This is a genomic window from Maribacter sp. X9 (genome assembly GCF_048537565.1).
In the GTDB taxonomy this organism is placed as follows: Bacteria; Bacteroidota; Bacteroidia; order Flavobacteriales; family Flavobacteriaceae; genus Maribacter.
Map to the genome: position 1 here is coordinate 3,486,378 of NZ_CP183215.1, position 14,838 is coordinate 3,501,215.

The 14,838-nt window shown below is 41.9% G+C and carries 10 protein-coding genes; 5 read left to right on the top strand and 5 right to left on the bottom strand.

Features of this window, described 5'->3' with window-relative positions; translation table 11 throughout:
- Positions 1-4 precede the first annotated feature (4 nt).
- The 5 genes from ACNR9Q_RS14920 to ACNR9Q_RS14940 are packed head-to-tail and all read left to right on the top strand — an operon-like array spanning position 5 to position 9,113.
- On the top strand, positions 5-1,207 hold the full coding sequence (locus tag ACNR9Q_RS14920) for an esterase (RefSeq protein ID WP_419212027.1): 1,203 nt from the start codon (positions 5-7) through the stop codon (positions 1,205-1,207).
- 16 nt (positions 1,208-1,223) lie between these two features.
- Complete coding sequence (locus ACNR9Q_RS14925) at positions 1,224-2,582, top strand: acetylxylan esterase (protein ID WP_419212028.1); 1,359 nt, start codon at positions 1,224-1,226, stop codon at positions 2,580-2,582.
- Between the two features lie 24 nt (positions 2,583-2,606).
- Complete coding sequence (locus ACNR9Q_RS14930) at positions 2,607-4,355, top strand: glycoside hydrolase family 43 protein (protein WP_419212029.1); 1,749 nt, start codon at positions 2,607-2,609, stop codon at positions 4,353-4,355.
- Between the two features lie 50 nt (positions 4,356-4,405).
- Positions 4,406-7,135 carry a glycoside hydrolase family 97 catalytic domain-containing protein gene (locus tag ACNR9Q_RS14935; protein WP_419212030.1) on the top strand — a complete coding sequence of 910 codons (2,730 nt, stop codon included), beginning with the start codon at positions 4,406-4,408 and terminating at the stop codon, positions 7,133-7,135.
- A 55-nt stretch (positions 7,136-7,190) separates the two neighbouring features.
- A complete protein-coding gene (locus ACNR9Q_RS14940; RefSeq protein ID WP_419212031.1) occupies positions 7,191-9,113 on the top strand; it encodes an alpha/beta hydrolase-fold protein in 1,923 nt (640 codons plus the stop codon).
- Between the two features lie 61 nt (positions 9,114-9,174).
- On the opposite strand, the gene ACNR9Q_RS14945 is transcribed toward ACNR9Q_RS14940, so the two are convergent.
- The 5 genes from ACNR9Q_RS14945 to ACNR9Q_RS14965 form a co-directional block, all read right to left on the bottom strand.
- Complete coding sequence (locus tag ACNR9Q_RS14945; RefSeq protein WP_419212032.1) at positions 9,175-10,110, bottom strand: RraA family protein; 936 nt, start codon at positions 10,108-10,110, stop codon at positions 9,175-9,177.
- A gap of 27 nt (positions 10,111-10,137) precedes the next feature.
- Positions 10,138-11,418, bottom strand: a complete 1,281-nt coding sequence (locus tag ACNR9Q_RS14950) for a mandelate racemase/muconate lactonizing enzyme family protein (protein WP_419212033.1) — start codon at positions 11,416-11,418, stop codon at positions 10,138-10,140.
- 40 nt (positions 11,419-11,458) lie between these two features.
- Positions 11,459-12,565: a bile acid:sodium symporter family protein gene (locus ACNR9Q_RS14955; RefSeq protein WP_419212034.1), complete on the bottom strand. Its 1,107-nt coding sequence runs from the start codon at positions 12,563-12,565 to the stop codon at positions 11,459-11,461.
- A gap of 11 nt (positions 12,566-12,576) precedes the next feature.
- Positions 12,577-12,975: a nuclear transport factor 2 family protein gene (locus ACNR9Q_RS14960; RefSeq protein ID WP_419212035.1), complete on the bottom strand. Its 399-nt coding sequence runs from the start codon at positions 12,973-12,975 to the stop codon at positions 12,577-12,579.
- Positions 12,976-13,271: 296 nt separating this feature from the next.
- Positions 13,272-14,834 carry a SusD/RagB family nutrient-binding outer membrane lipoprotein gene (locus tag ACNR9Q_RS14965; protein WP_419212036.1) on the bottom strand — a complete coding sequence of 521 codons (1,563 nt, stop codon included), beginning with the start codon at positions 14,832-14,834 and terminating at the stop codon, positions 13,272-13,274.
- Positions 14,835-14,838: the final 4 nt, after the last annotated feature.

The following is a 14,838-nucleotide window of genomic DNA, read 5'->3' on the forward strand; positions in this document are numbered from 1 at the left end:
TACTATGATTTTTAAAAACTTCTTTAATCTAATTTTCACATCGACCATATTCCTTACGGCAATGTTTTGCTTTGGTCAGCAAGCGAATGTCAACCTTGACTATAACCCTCAAAAGGACACGGAAGGATTGATACCTTTTAGTGCAAAAGTCAATTCTCCCGAAGTGCATGACGACCAAACCGTCACTTTTCGATTAATGGCACCAGAGGCACAAACAGTCCAATTGAATCCTGGAGCAATTAACACAGCGCTAGGAAAAGGAAGAGACCCCATTCCTTTTATAAAAGAAAACGATGGACTTTGGACATTGACCATAGGCCCACTTCCACCAGATATGTATGCATATCATCTAAGGGTCGATGGCGTCCAAATGGCCGATCCGAACAATACACAGGCGGCTTTTACGGCCATGCCACCTTATAGCCAATTGATAGTTCACGGCGATGGTCCCGCATACTATGATGCCAAAAATGTACCTCACGGGAATGTTACGCGTCACATTTACCATTCAGATGTAACCCAAGGCGAGCGTGAACTCTATGTGTATACGCCGCCAGGATATGATTCCAGTAAAAAGTACCCAGTACTCTATCTGGTCGGAGGTAGTGGCGAACTACCTTCAAACTGGATTTACGATGGAAGGGTAAATTTCAACATGGATAATTTGTTGACAGAAAATAAAGTTACCCCAATGATCATTGCCATACCCAACAATCAGGTCATTCATCGAAATCATCCCGAGCATGCGCAACTGACTTTTGACATTTTCGAAAAAGAGCTACGAAGCCATGTAATTCCAGTAGTTGATGAAAATTATAATACGATAAAATCTCCTAAAGGCAGGGCCATTTCAGGACTTTCAATGGGAGGGCGTCATAGCATGTTCATCGGGTTTAGATCATTGGATCTTTTTGCAAACTTTGGCATTCTCAGCGCAGGCGATACCGATGCTGAAACTTCTTTAAAAGAATTTTTAACGGATTCAAAAGTCAATGACAAAGTCAATTATCTTTTTGTGGGTCAAGGAACTAAGGAAGCGGAAGGCTTTTTCAACGCTAGGGTCCAAGGCCTTGTCAATGCATTAAAAAACCATGATATAGAACACGAATATTATGTGGGCGGCAATGGCGGACACGACTGGTCCACTCGGCGACATCTATTATATTATAGGTTTCTACCTAACCTTTGGGAAGATCTCGACAATTGATCAAAATCTCTCCATTATGAAAAAAATACTTTACTTTTTTATTTTTCTGAGTGCTATACATTTGAATGCACAAAATAATGGCACTTCGAGAGACAGTATTGCCAAATATACCCAACAAGACTTTTCAAATATGAAGGAGCAATTGGGTATCACCATTCCAAATCGTCCAGGACCTTCTGGCAATCCTAAAGATCCAAACGCAGCCAATACCGATGAAAACAAAGTTGGCTCTTATACCCTTCCCAATCCATTGATCGATTCAAATGGTATTCCCGTACTCACCGAAAAAGCTTGGCTGAAAAATAGAAGGCCAGAAATAGTAGAACAGTTCGAAATGGAGATGTACGGCCGTAAACCTAAAAATATACCTGGTATTTCCTGGACTGTGATTTCGGAAAAAGATACGATGGCAGGTCCATATCCCGTCGTCGAAAGAATACTTAAGGGTAGCGTGGATAATACAGGTTATCCGAACATAGAGGTTACTATTGAATTATTGATTGGCCTACCTAAAAATTTGACACAAGCCACTCCCCTTGTCACCCGTTTCGGGTTTATCGATTGGCCTTTTGGTGAACCTCCCATGGAACCTAGTAGTTATTTCATGTCATCTTACGAACCGTTATGGAAGCAACAACTTATTTCACAGAATTGGGGCTATGCTATTTTAGTACCTTCATCCATTCAAGCGGATAACGGGGCGGGATTAACTTCAGGAATTATTGGATTGGTCAACCAGGGAAAACATAGAAGTCCGGAGGATTGGGGTACCCTGAGAGCTTGGAGCTGGGGGGCTGAAAAAGCCATGGATTATTTTGAAACCGACCCGATGATAGACGCCACTAGAATAGGGATTGAGGGTACATCAAGATATGGTAAGGCGGCATTGGTCACCATGGCCTTTGACCCAAGGTTCTCCCTTGGTTTTATAGGTTCCTCCGGTGCTGGAGGTGCTTCACTTTTACGTAGAAATTTTGGAGAAATGGTTGAAAATTTAGCATCTTCTGCAGAATACCACTGGTTTGGCGGTAACTTCATTAAATATGCCAGTATATTAAAAATTGACGATTTACCCGTAGATGCCCATGAGTTGATTGCCCTTTGCGCTCCACGACCGGTTTTCATTAGCGTGGGATCTCCTTTAATCGAAGGTAATTGGGTAGATGGAAAAGGCATGTTTCTAGCCGGATTGGCAGCAAGCCCGGTTTATGAATTACTGGGAAAAACCGGGCTACAAACGTCCACATACCCTAAAATGGGCAGTGCATTGACCAATGGTGAAATAGCCTTTAGGCAACATGCAGGCGGTCATAGCACCGGTCCCAATTGGAGTACTTGGATTGCTTGGGCACATAAATACTGGACGAATAATTAAAACAACTATTTGAATATCTAAAGAATGAGAAAAAAAAATACCCTTTTAGCTACGGCAGTTATAATGCTCTTTGTCATGGTAAGCTTTACCATGACGGAATATAGTTCCTATCCTCCTAAAAAAAATGCACCCATTTATACTAAGGTTACCTATGAAGGAAATGACCAGGTGTATAAAGACTTTCCATTGGAAGAAGATGAATTTTTCAATCCTATTTTACAGGGTTGCTACCCAGACCCGGCGATTACCAGAAAGGGAGACGACTATTATATGGTTTGCTCCTCTTTTGCCATGTTTCCTGGAGTGCCCATTTTTCACTCTAAAGATTTAGTTAATTGGACTGATTTAGGAGGTGTTTTAGATGACATTAATGAATTTAACCCTCATGATACTGGTATTAGTCAAGGTGTTTATGCCCCTGGTATAACGTACAACCCTCATAATGATACCTTTTATATGATTGTAACGGCTTTTTCCGGTGGACTCGGCAATATCATCGTAAAAACAAAAGATCCTATGAAAGGATGGGGCAGCCCGATAAAGTTAGATTTTGGTGGAATTGACCCCTCCATTTTCTTTGATGATGACGGTAAGGCTTATGTTGTACATAATGATGCTCCAGATAAAGGAAAGGAACTGTACAACGGCCACCGGGTTATTAAAATTTGGGAATATGACACTGAAAAAGACCAGGTGATTGAAGGTACGGATCAAATCATTGTGGATGGTGGTGTGGATATTACCGAAAAACCCATTTGGATCGAGGCTCCCCACATTTACAAAAAAGATGGCAGCTATTACTTAATGTGTGCCGAAGGAGGAACCGGCGGTTGGCATAGCGAGGTGGTTTTTAAAAGTGACAGTCCCAAAGGACCCTACATCCCTGCGCCTAGCAATCCGATTTTAACACAGCGCTATTTTCCTAAAGACCGTGAGAATAAAGTGGACTGGGCGGGTCACGCCGATTTGGTAAAAGGTCCCGATGATCAGTACTATGGCGTTTTCCTCGCTATTAGGCCTAATGAGGAAAACCGAGTAAATACGGGTCGGGAGACCTTTATTCTTCCCGTGGATTGGTCCGGGGAATTTCCGGTCTTTGAAAATGGCTTGGTGCCTATAGAACCAAAGCTTAAAATGCCCAAGGGAGTAACCAACAAAACCGGTCAAGAGGGTTATTTACCCAACGGAAACTTCACCTATGAAGAAGATTTTTCTTCGGATAATCTTGATTTCAGATGGATTGGTCTAAGGGGACCAAGGGAAGCATTCATAAAGCAAACAAAAAAAGGACTAGAGATAACACCTTTCGCTACCAACCTTAAGGAACTGAAACCTACCTCCACCCTATTCTATCGCCAACAGCACAAAACCTTTTCATTTTCCACAACGTTGCACTATCAACCAAAGTCGGAAAAAGATATGGCCGGATTGACTGCCTATCAGAACGAGGGTTCCAATTATGTATTTGGCGTTACCAGAAAAGGAAGTGATAATTATCTGGTTCTACAAAAAAATAGTAAGCCAGATAGACGTGGTGAAATAGTTTCTGAAATCGTCGCAACGGAACCGATTGAATTGGATGGACCAATCGATCTAAAAGTATCGGCCGAAGGAGATAACTATGAATTCAGTTATGCGGTTAACGGGTCCAATTTCAAAACGGTCGGCGGCACGGTTTCCGGTGACATCCTTTCTACCGATGTGGCCGGAGGATTTACAGGTGCCTTGTTAGGATTATATGCAACATCGGGTAACGACATTACTCTGGACTAGGAATAAATTATCTTTTAATAGGTACTAAAGGTTTCACTTAAAATTACATAATGAAAAAAATAGTAGGGCTACTGGTTTTAACCTGGTGCTTTTTCGCAAGCGAAAAGGCATTTGCTCAAGACCCTAATTTTCACATCTATCTCTGCTTTGGTCAATCGAATATGCAGGGAGCGACCAAGGCAGAAGCCATGGACACCATTCCCGTTCCCGAATTTCAGATGATGAGTCCGATGGATTGTCCTGATTTGAATCGGACCATGGGCGAATGGTATCCGGCCGTACCGCCTTTGGCAAGTTGCAATGCAGGACTTTCCCCAGCTGACTACTTTGGCCGAAAAATGGCAGAGAATGTACCAGGGGATGTAAAAATAGGGGTCATCAACGTAGCCGTTGGGGGTTGTAAAATTGAGTTGTACGATAAGGATAATTACAAAAGCTATGTGGAAACTGCCCCAGATTGGATGTTGAACTGGATCAACGAATATGGTGGTAATCCCTACGAACGTTTGGTGGAACTGGCTAAAAAGGCACAAAAGGATGGCGTAATCAAAGGTATTCTGTTACATCAAGGGGAATCAAATACAGGAGATGCTTTGTGGCCAAAAAAGGTAAAAGGGGTATATGAAAATTTGTTGAGAGACCTCAACCTAGACGGTAAAAAAGTTCCTTTGTTGGCCGGGGAACTTTTAAGCGAGGACCAGAACGGGGCCTGTGCCAGCATGAACGAAATCATCAGGACTTTACCGGAGGTTATCCCAAATTCCTATATAATTCCTTCAGATGGTTGTGAAGGAGTTCCAGATAGGCTACATTTTTCAGCATCGGGATATCGAAAACTAGGAAAGCGTTATGCCGATCAGATGTTGCAAATTTTGGGCAAGGGACCAGCAGCTATAGAATTAAAAGCCACCAGTCCGGACACTAAAATTGAGTTGACGGTGAAAACGGAGAACCGAAAACCTAGCTATAGCCTTTCATACGATGGTAAGCCCTTTCTTGTGAATGCCCCTTTAGGGCTGGATACGAATCTGGGTGATTTCACCAGGAACCTTGCTTTAAAGGATAGTTTGGTCCTAAATACGGTCAAGGATTCGTACTCTTTGGAAAACATCAAGAAAAGTTCAGTATCCTACGAAGCTAACCAAGCCGTCTTCACCTTTTTAAAGGATGGCGTCAATGCCTTTGACTTGATTTTCAACATCAGTAACATTGATGTGGCTTTTCAGTATAAAATTTATCCACAGGAAGCCCACATTAGCTGCGTGGTAAAATCTGAGGCTACAGGATTCCGATTCCCTGATAAAACCAAAAGTTTCTTATCCAATATGATGACCCCCATGACAGGTTTTGCCCGTACGGCACCCAGTTATGAAAGCGGCTATGGCGCGGATGTCCCTATTGAGGAGAATAAATCAAGGGAAGGCTACGTATTTCCAGGATTGTTCCGTACCGAAAACAACCTTTGGGTATTGGTAAGTGAAACAGGGGTCCATAGTCAATATCCCGCTTCCCACTTAAGTAATTTTAAGGATGGAATTTTTACCGTTGATTTTCCCAATATCAGACAAAATAATGGTTTTGGGAGCTCCGGCGCCCAAATGGGTCTTCCTGGCCTAACTCCCTGGAGAACGATTACGGTAGGTGAAATCTTAAAACCGATTGTGGAAACTACAGTTCCATTTGATGTGGTAAATCCTTTGTACGAACCCAGTACCGAATATAAATATGGTAAGGGTACTTGGAGCTGGATTATATGGCAAGATGCCAGCATGAACTATGAAGATCAGGTAAAATATATCGACTTGGCTGCCGAAATGGGCTATGAGTACATCTTGATCGATGCATGGTGGGACCAAAACATAGGTTATGATAAAATGAAGGAGCTAATCTCCTATGCGAAAAGTAAGGGAGTAGCGGTATTTCTTTGGTACAATACCAACGGAACCGCGAACGACGCCTTTCAAACCCCTAAGAACAAAATGAACACCTCCATTGCCCGTAAAAAGGAAATGAAATGGCTAAAAGAAGCTGGTGTTAAAGGCATTAAGGCCGATTTTTTTGGAGGCGATAAACAAGAAACCATGCGCCTGTATGAGGATATCCTGTCCGATGCCAATGACTACGGACTTATGGTTGTCTTTCATGGGGCTACTTTACCTCGCGGATGGGAACGTATGTTTCCTAATTATGCAGGAAGCGAAGCGGTCTTGGCATCGGAAATGTTGGTGTTTTCAGAAGATGTTCGGCAAAAGGAAGCCTTTTATGCAACCCTTCATCCTTTTATGAGAAGCACCGTGGGGAGTATGGAATTTGGTGGAACGGTCCTCAATACGTTCTTTAATAAAGGAAACGAAAAAGGTCAAAAACGATTGACCAGTGATGTATTCCAATTGGCAACCGCTGTACTCTATCAAAATCCCGTTCAGTTCTTCGCGTTAACACCCAATAACTTAAAAGATGCCCCAGATTGGGCTTTGGAATTTATGAAAAGCATACCCTCGACATGGGATGAAACCGTTTTCTTGGAGGGCTATCCCGGCAAATATGTTGTTTTGGCGAGAAGACATGGGCAGCAATGGTTTATTGTGGGCGTGAATTCACAAGAAGAAACGATATCGATGAATCTTACCCTACCTATGTTCGAAAAAGGTGATCAATTGACCGTATTCAAGGATGATACAGCACTAAGTGGTAGTACGGAAACCATCAAACTAAAAAAAGACAAACAAGTCGCTATTGAAATTCCAAGTAAAGGCGGAATCATATTTAAAAACGAATAAGGCACTACACCTAAAAAGCAGATAAATACAATCGTTATATCAAAATTATAGAAAGATGATTAAAAAAATCACACTACTGCTATCCCTTGCATTCCTCTCCTCATCCATAATGATTGGACAGGATATTGTGAAGTATGCCCCTAAGGGTTTTGATCAACCTAAAAACAATATCCAAAAAGGAAAGATAGATAGCATTACCTACCCTTCCCAAACTGTGGGTACAGAACGGAAAGCTTTAATTTATACACCACCAGGATATACAAAATCAAAACGCTACCCGGTTTTGTATTTGTTACACGGTATTGGGGGCGATGAAAAGGAATGGTATAAAAATGGGGCTCCGGCAGTAATTTTGGACAATCTCTGTGCCGAAGGCAAACTGGAACCCATGATTGTGGTCATGCCCAACGGTAGGGCCATGATAAACGACCGGGCAGAAGGAAATATTTTTGCGGAAGACAAAGTGGCGGCTTTTGCCACATTTGAAAAGGATCTGTTGAACGATTTGATTCCCTATGTCGAGAAGAAATTTAAGGTATACAAGGAAAAGGAACACCGGGCCATTGCGGGACTCTCCATGGGTGGTGGCCAGACGCTAAATTTTGGTTTGGGCAATTTGGATACATTCTCTTGGGTAGGAGCGTTTTCATCGGCCCCAAATACTAAAATACCAGAGGAATTGCTCCCCAATCCAGAAAAGGCAAAAGAATTAGAAGTTTTATGGATCAGTTGTGGGGATGCCGACGGTCTCATGCCATTTAGTAAACGTACAAGTGATTACTTGAGTAAACATGATGTACCTCATATATTTTATGTGGAACCAGGCGGACATGATTTTGAGGTATGGAAAAACGACCTGTACATGTTTTCCCAATTGCTTTTCAAACCGGTTAATGAATCCCTTTTCAACAAATACAGCGTCTTGGGATTACCAGCAAATACGAATATTAGGAATAAACCATATCCACAGATACTACCTGATAAGCGCGTTATTTTCAAGACCAAGGCAACAGATGCGAAGCACCTACAGATGGACCTTGGAAAAAAGTACGATATGGTGAAGGACGACGAAGGGTTTTGGACCGTAACCACGGACTCGATCACAGAGGGTTTTCACTACTACTCGCTACTCATCGATGGTGTAGCGGTTGCGGACCCCGCTAGTGAATCGTTTTACGGAATGGGCCGTATGGCTAGTGGTATAGAGATTCCTTTTAAAGGAGATGATTACTACAGCTTAAAGCATGTTCCCCATGGGGATATCCGTATTAACCAATACTATTCCGAAGCTTCCCGTTCCTGGCGAGAAATGTATGTGTATACGCCTCCCGGATATGATAGGTCAACCGGCAACTATCCGGTACTCTATCTTTTACATGGTGGCGGGGAAGACCAACGGGGTTGGGCCAATCAAGGTAAGACCAATCTAATATTAGATAATTTGATTGCCGGAAACCAAGCTAAACCGATGATCATTGTTATGTTGGATGGAAATGTCTCTTCAGGCGGTCTTTCCGGTTTTAACGAAAATTCACTGAAAGCCTTTGAAAGTGAACTGAAACAAGCAGCGTTACCTTTTGTGGAAAACAAATACCGTGTAAAGACAGATGCCGAAAGTAGAGCTTTGGCCGGACTCTCCATGGGTGGATTACAAACGCTTTATGCCGGTATTCAGAATACAGATATGTTTTCTTATCTAGGCGTATTTAGTTCAGGTTGGTTCGCCAATAACGATGAACTATCGGGTCCACAATATGCTTTCATGAAAGAACATACCGAAAAAATCAATGATAACTTAGACCGTTTCTTTATTTCCATGGGAGGTGAAGAGGATATTGCCTACCAGAACTGTAAAGTGATGATGGAAAAATTTGATGAAATGGGCATCGAATATGAATATAGTGAATATCCCGGTGGGCATGCCTGGCCCGTTTGGCGTCATGACCTTTTCAAATTTGCACAGCTTTTGTTCAAATAAAAATGGAAACTGATATCATAAGCGATGCCAAACCTAAAATGGCTTGGCATCGCCTAAAATTTTACCAAGTTCTTTTCTTTAATATTTCTTGAATCTGTTCCCTAGAAACAGGAAGGTCATCTATATGTTCGTTCAGCCATTTGCTAAAATCCTTTTCAATATCATCGGCCCAGCGCGTATCTATTTGTCCTGCCGTATAGACTCCTTCTTTTATGCGAAGGTGACCGAACATATCACGTAAACGAACCACTTCAGAAGTCGTGGCCACTTTCTCTGCCAAATGTGGAGGGATAAAGGTCACTACTCCCATTTTACCTAGAACTACATCTCCAGGTATTACTGTCACGGTCCTGATCCTTGTTGGTTGATTAATACCAATAAGCATGGTATTTAAATCTCCAGGAGGATTATGATGTGAAGCATCGTAACTTGTATAATAAGATGTAAATCCGCCTATTTCCATGAGTCCTTCAACATCCCTGAGCGCTCCGTCGTAAACGATTCCGTTGCCGGTCTTTGCATAAATGGCGTTGCCCACGTTGTCTCCAATGGTAGGACCGTCCTTGTCCGCACCAAACTGGTCGGCCACATAAACATCTCCCTTGACCAAAATGTCAACGGGCCATGTATTTTGGCCTCGTTTTCCTTGGGCCTTTCCACGGTCATCGATGGCCTTCCAAACATCGGGGCGGCCGGGCATAAACGTTGCGGTAACCGCGCGACCTACCAAAACACTATCGGGATTGATCAGTTTCCAGTCTTCGGCAATTTGATACCGATAGCCTTCATTTTTCATAACGGCCCAAGCCTCTTCCACACTAACAGATTTAATCCGTTCCAACAAAGCATCGGACACTTTTGGCCTTCCGTCCTCAAAACGTTCTCCCGTCCATTGTGGAGTTAAAAAAATAAGTTCTTCCCTACTTATCTGTTGCGCCATCATCTGGGTTGCCAAACCGACCAGCATCATTAAGAGCATATACTTTCTTCGTAACATAATCGTCTCTATTTAATGTGTTATTAATTATTCAAAAAATGGAACTCCTTCGGGGGCATATTTTCTCATGGCGTCCTCATTGATATCCACCCCAATGCCCGGTTTGTTGGAAACGGTGACGAAGCTATCATTTACCCAATCTGCTTCATCATAGGTAACTATTTCCTTGAACATAGGATCTGTGTGGAAGTAGGATTGCCATTCCATCAAATGGAAATTGGGAACCGACGCACAAACATGGGCACACGCCATGGCACCCAAGAAGGAAGCCACCATGTGTGGTGAGAAGGGTACATAGTATAAATTGGCGAGGTTGGCTATACGCTGTCCTTCTCCAAGGCCCCCGCATTTTTGAAGATCTGGCATGATGATGTCCACGCCATTGTCCAGTAATTGTTTAAATCCGTGACCTAAGTATACGTTTTCACCCGCTGAAATGGGTGTGCTTGTTTCCTCCGCAAGTGTTTTGAAAGCGTCAAAATTTTCTGCTGGAATAGGCTCTTCCAACCAAGTTAGATTCAAATCTTCTACTTTTTTGGCGATGGTCTGGGCGGTCACATGATCATATCGTCCATGCATATCCACACACAAATCTATTTTTGGTCCTACCGCTTCTCTGACCGCAGCAAGTTGATCATACATCCGTATGATCTCACCCGGACTGGCGGTCCAATTATAGCGATCATATTTATCGGGATCGCTCGCATAATCCAAATCGAACTTCAATGCGTTAAAGCCCCAATTTTTAATAGCATCCTTTGCAGCAGTGGCAAAATCATCCGGAGAAGGAAATCGAACCCGGTAAAGCGCGGTATCACAATACACCCTTACCTTATCCCGAAATTTACCCCCAAGCAACTTATAAACCGGTAAATCCAATGCTTTGCCAGCCAAGTCCCATAAAGCTGTCTCTATAGCGGAAAGAACCGCTACATACGTACCTGATTGCCCACCACCAAAATGACCTGCACGGCGAATATCTTCAAATATTTTATGGACATTGAACGGACTTTGGTCTCTTAAGAAAAATCCCATTCTTTTAACCAAATGGTAGGTGCCGGGTACGGCATCCACTCCCTCTCCGCAGCCATAAATTCCTTGGTTGGTATATATTTTTACAAACAGTCCACTACCACGACGTATAAAACCACATTTTACATCGGTAATCTTTAGGTCAGAGGGTGCAGAAAGTTTCGGATTTTTATCAATTGCCGTCACATACTCGTTACCATACGTACTGGATACCATACCCAATCCAGCTCCGGCTATTAGGGATTTAGATATAAAAGATCTTCTTGAATTTTTCATTGGTTCCTTTGATTATTGTTAATGTGATTTAATATTTCATTTAATTAGTTTCCAAAACTTTAGATTTTTTCTCGGTGGGTTTTCCATGCCAATAAGAGGCAAGTATAGATCCAGTTATGTTCATTAATGGTCCGAAAACGGCCGGGGCTAGTCCCATGGTGGCTATTTTGCCGAGACTGTTCGCGATACCGGAAGCTAAACCACCGTTTTGCATCCCTACTTCTATGGCAATGGTCCTTGCATCTTCTTCCGACATCTTAAATAATTTGGCATACCAATATCCCAATAGGTATCCGAAAATATTATGTATCAGCACCAAGAACATAAGAATACCCCCTATTTCTAAAAGACTATCCCTACCTGCTGCGGTAATGATAGTAATGATAAGGCCTATCGCTAACATAGAAATTAAAGGCATAGCCCTTCCTAGCCATTTGATACTAGTACCGAATATTTTGTTAAAAAGTAGACCCGCCTCAATAGGGATGATAATCATTTTTACAATGCTCCACATCATAGCGAAAACATCGATTTCAATGAATTCACCCGCAAATAACTTCATCATTAGCGGTGTAAGAAACGGCGCCAATAATGTGGCTATGGACGTAATTGTTATGGAAAGTGCTACGTTTGCATTTGCCAAAAAAGCCATAACGTTGGATGCTACTCCGCTAGGAGAACATCCGATCAGTACAATGCCCGCCGCAATTTCAGGGGGGAAATTACTGATCTGGGCCAACACATATCCCATAATGGGCATTACTATTAATTGTGCCGAAACTCCGATCATAACCCCTTTTGGTGATTGAAATACCGCGGCAAAATCTTTTATACTCATGGTGGTGCCCATTCCGAACATAATAATCTGTATCAGGGGAATAATTAGAACCGTGAATTTAAAATCCCCAATATTGGTGAAATATGAAGGATAATAGAGCGCTGCCGCTACACCCGCAAAGATCATAGTAGTAAAAATCAAACCCTTCATTTTTTCATAGCCATTGAAGCCAAAGGCCAGTAGGGCAAAGAGGCCTAAGATAAAGGGACCTGCCTTGTCAATGTTCCCTGTTATTATCATTCCTATGACAACAGTAAAAAGTGCCACTGCCAATCCTATCGAAATTGAATAAATATTAATTTTTCCCAAGGTTATATGTGTTATAATTTATATGCCTGCCTTGCCAAAAGTTTCCATCGGCCTGTCTTCTTAAATATCAATAGACAACCAATCCTTACATCGGCCGATTTACCCTTGTTGGTTCCTTGGGCCTCGAAGACATGTCGAACCACCCCTACATTACCTGTTACCGAAACGGTCTGCTCCTTTGGGGTGATGGAAGAAAACTGAAAAACACCATTAAGTACCCCGTCTACATATTGAGATTTGTTTTCAATAATACCGCTGGAATGTCCATATGTTAATTGCTCATCAGTTAAATCTTCAAGTATGTATTTGTTTTTTGCCACCATAGCAGAATATAGTTTAGTAACTGTATTCTCAATCGTAATGATTTCATTTGCTGTATTTTGAGCTGTGGAACAATTGAAAAAAAACACTATACATAATATTAAAAAAAACAAGGAATTACCTGACCGAAACCTTCTTTCTATAAACCTTCTTTTCATTTTGTGCATTACCATTTTTTACATTTCATATTTTTATAAGTAAGGTTGGGAACTCCGTTATCGGGAGTTCTCCGACCAAACCCACACTAACTCAAACAACTAATTCACTATTTTTGATTCAATGATAATTTATAGGTCCTTTAAAGTGTTTTAAGCGTTACTAATTTTTGCTGGAACAATTTCTGTTTAAGCCTTATATTATATATTTACAAAAATTCATGAAACCATTAATTATCCCAAAAAACCCTAGACACCAGATTATCTCCACCTATGGCACTAACGGCAGCGGTATAACTATCAGAATTTGCTGAACCCTCCCTATCAGGGTACGTCATTCTGTGGACAAAACCATCACCCCCATTTGCTAGTAGATTATCGTTAAAATCATTACGTTCCAAATCAGGAAATCCACTTCTTCTAACATTTGCGAATGCTTCGGTTCCATTACGGAAATTGGTCAACCAATATTGAGTATTTATGAGTTCCAAAGCATTTGCAGAATCATAGGCGACTTCAGGTTCGGCCAAATAAGCCTCTACCTCGGCCGTGGGTATCGGTGAAGTATTAGGATACAACGTGTAGATATCCATGTTTGCCCTTACTCCGTTCTCATATAAAGTCTCAGGATTACCAGATATCCAACCCCTAAAAGCGGCTTCAGCCAATAATAAAGAGGTTTGTCCATAGGTAACATAAAATGCTGGTGCCGCCGGGGATGCCGCTGCGAAAATGTTAATCTGACTGTAGTCAAGACCAGTTCCTTTTGCCCCCCTGTACCCAAGGGATGTGTTCGCTAAATCTATATTCTCAACGCCAATTGGAACACCAAACTGATCATCCAAATCTGTATTTGGATTTGTTTCGTTGGCCACTTCCCCTGGTTTTTCAAACATTGCAATCATATACTTACCTCTTGGATCATTAGTAGACTTTAACTGGTCCACTAAAGGCTCAGCAGCATAATTGAAGAATGAAAAATCACGAAGCTGATTATTGTCTCCCCATGTATAAACGTTACCATCATATTTGACATATGCATTATCTGCATTTGATGTCATAACTCCTCCGGAGACCGCTTCCGAAACAATGGATTCTGCCCTGGATGGATTAACTTTTGAATAGCGCATACCCAGTCTCAACAGTAAAGAGTTACCAAGTTTTCTCCATTTTTCAACTTGTGCCGAAGCAGAGGTTGTAGCTTGACTCCCATTGCTTCCATAAAAAAGATCGTCTGAAACGAAATCACCACTTGCATTGAGAGATGCAACCGCACTTGTTAGCTCATTGTGTAAATCATCATAAATGGCTTCATCATCATCGTACGAGGGAAAGTAAACAACATCACTGACCGCCTTTCCAGCCTCTGAATATGGCACATCACCATAAGTATCTACGACCCCCATGAAAACTTGGGCTTTCCAAATACGAATCATACTTAATAGGTTGACACGATTGGTATCTTCACGAAGCAAATCCGTAGCTTGTACTAAGTTTCGTATTACAGAAGGGTATGAATCATTCCATTTGGGATTGTTTACCCCATCAATATCCTCATTAAAATTAAAACCTAGGGTAGCTCCCGCATTGTAAGGAATTACAAAATGTTGTACAATGGTATGTTCCGCTGCCCAAGTTCCTAAATGACTTCTCTGAGCCCCGGCAAATAAAAGTGCCGGATCTACTTCTGTAACAGCATAAGGATTGGTGTTCACTTCCACAAATTCTTCGTCGCACCCTTGAAAAAGAAGGCAGACTAAAACTATGGGTAATATATATTGTATCGTTTTCATGGTT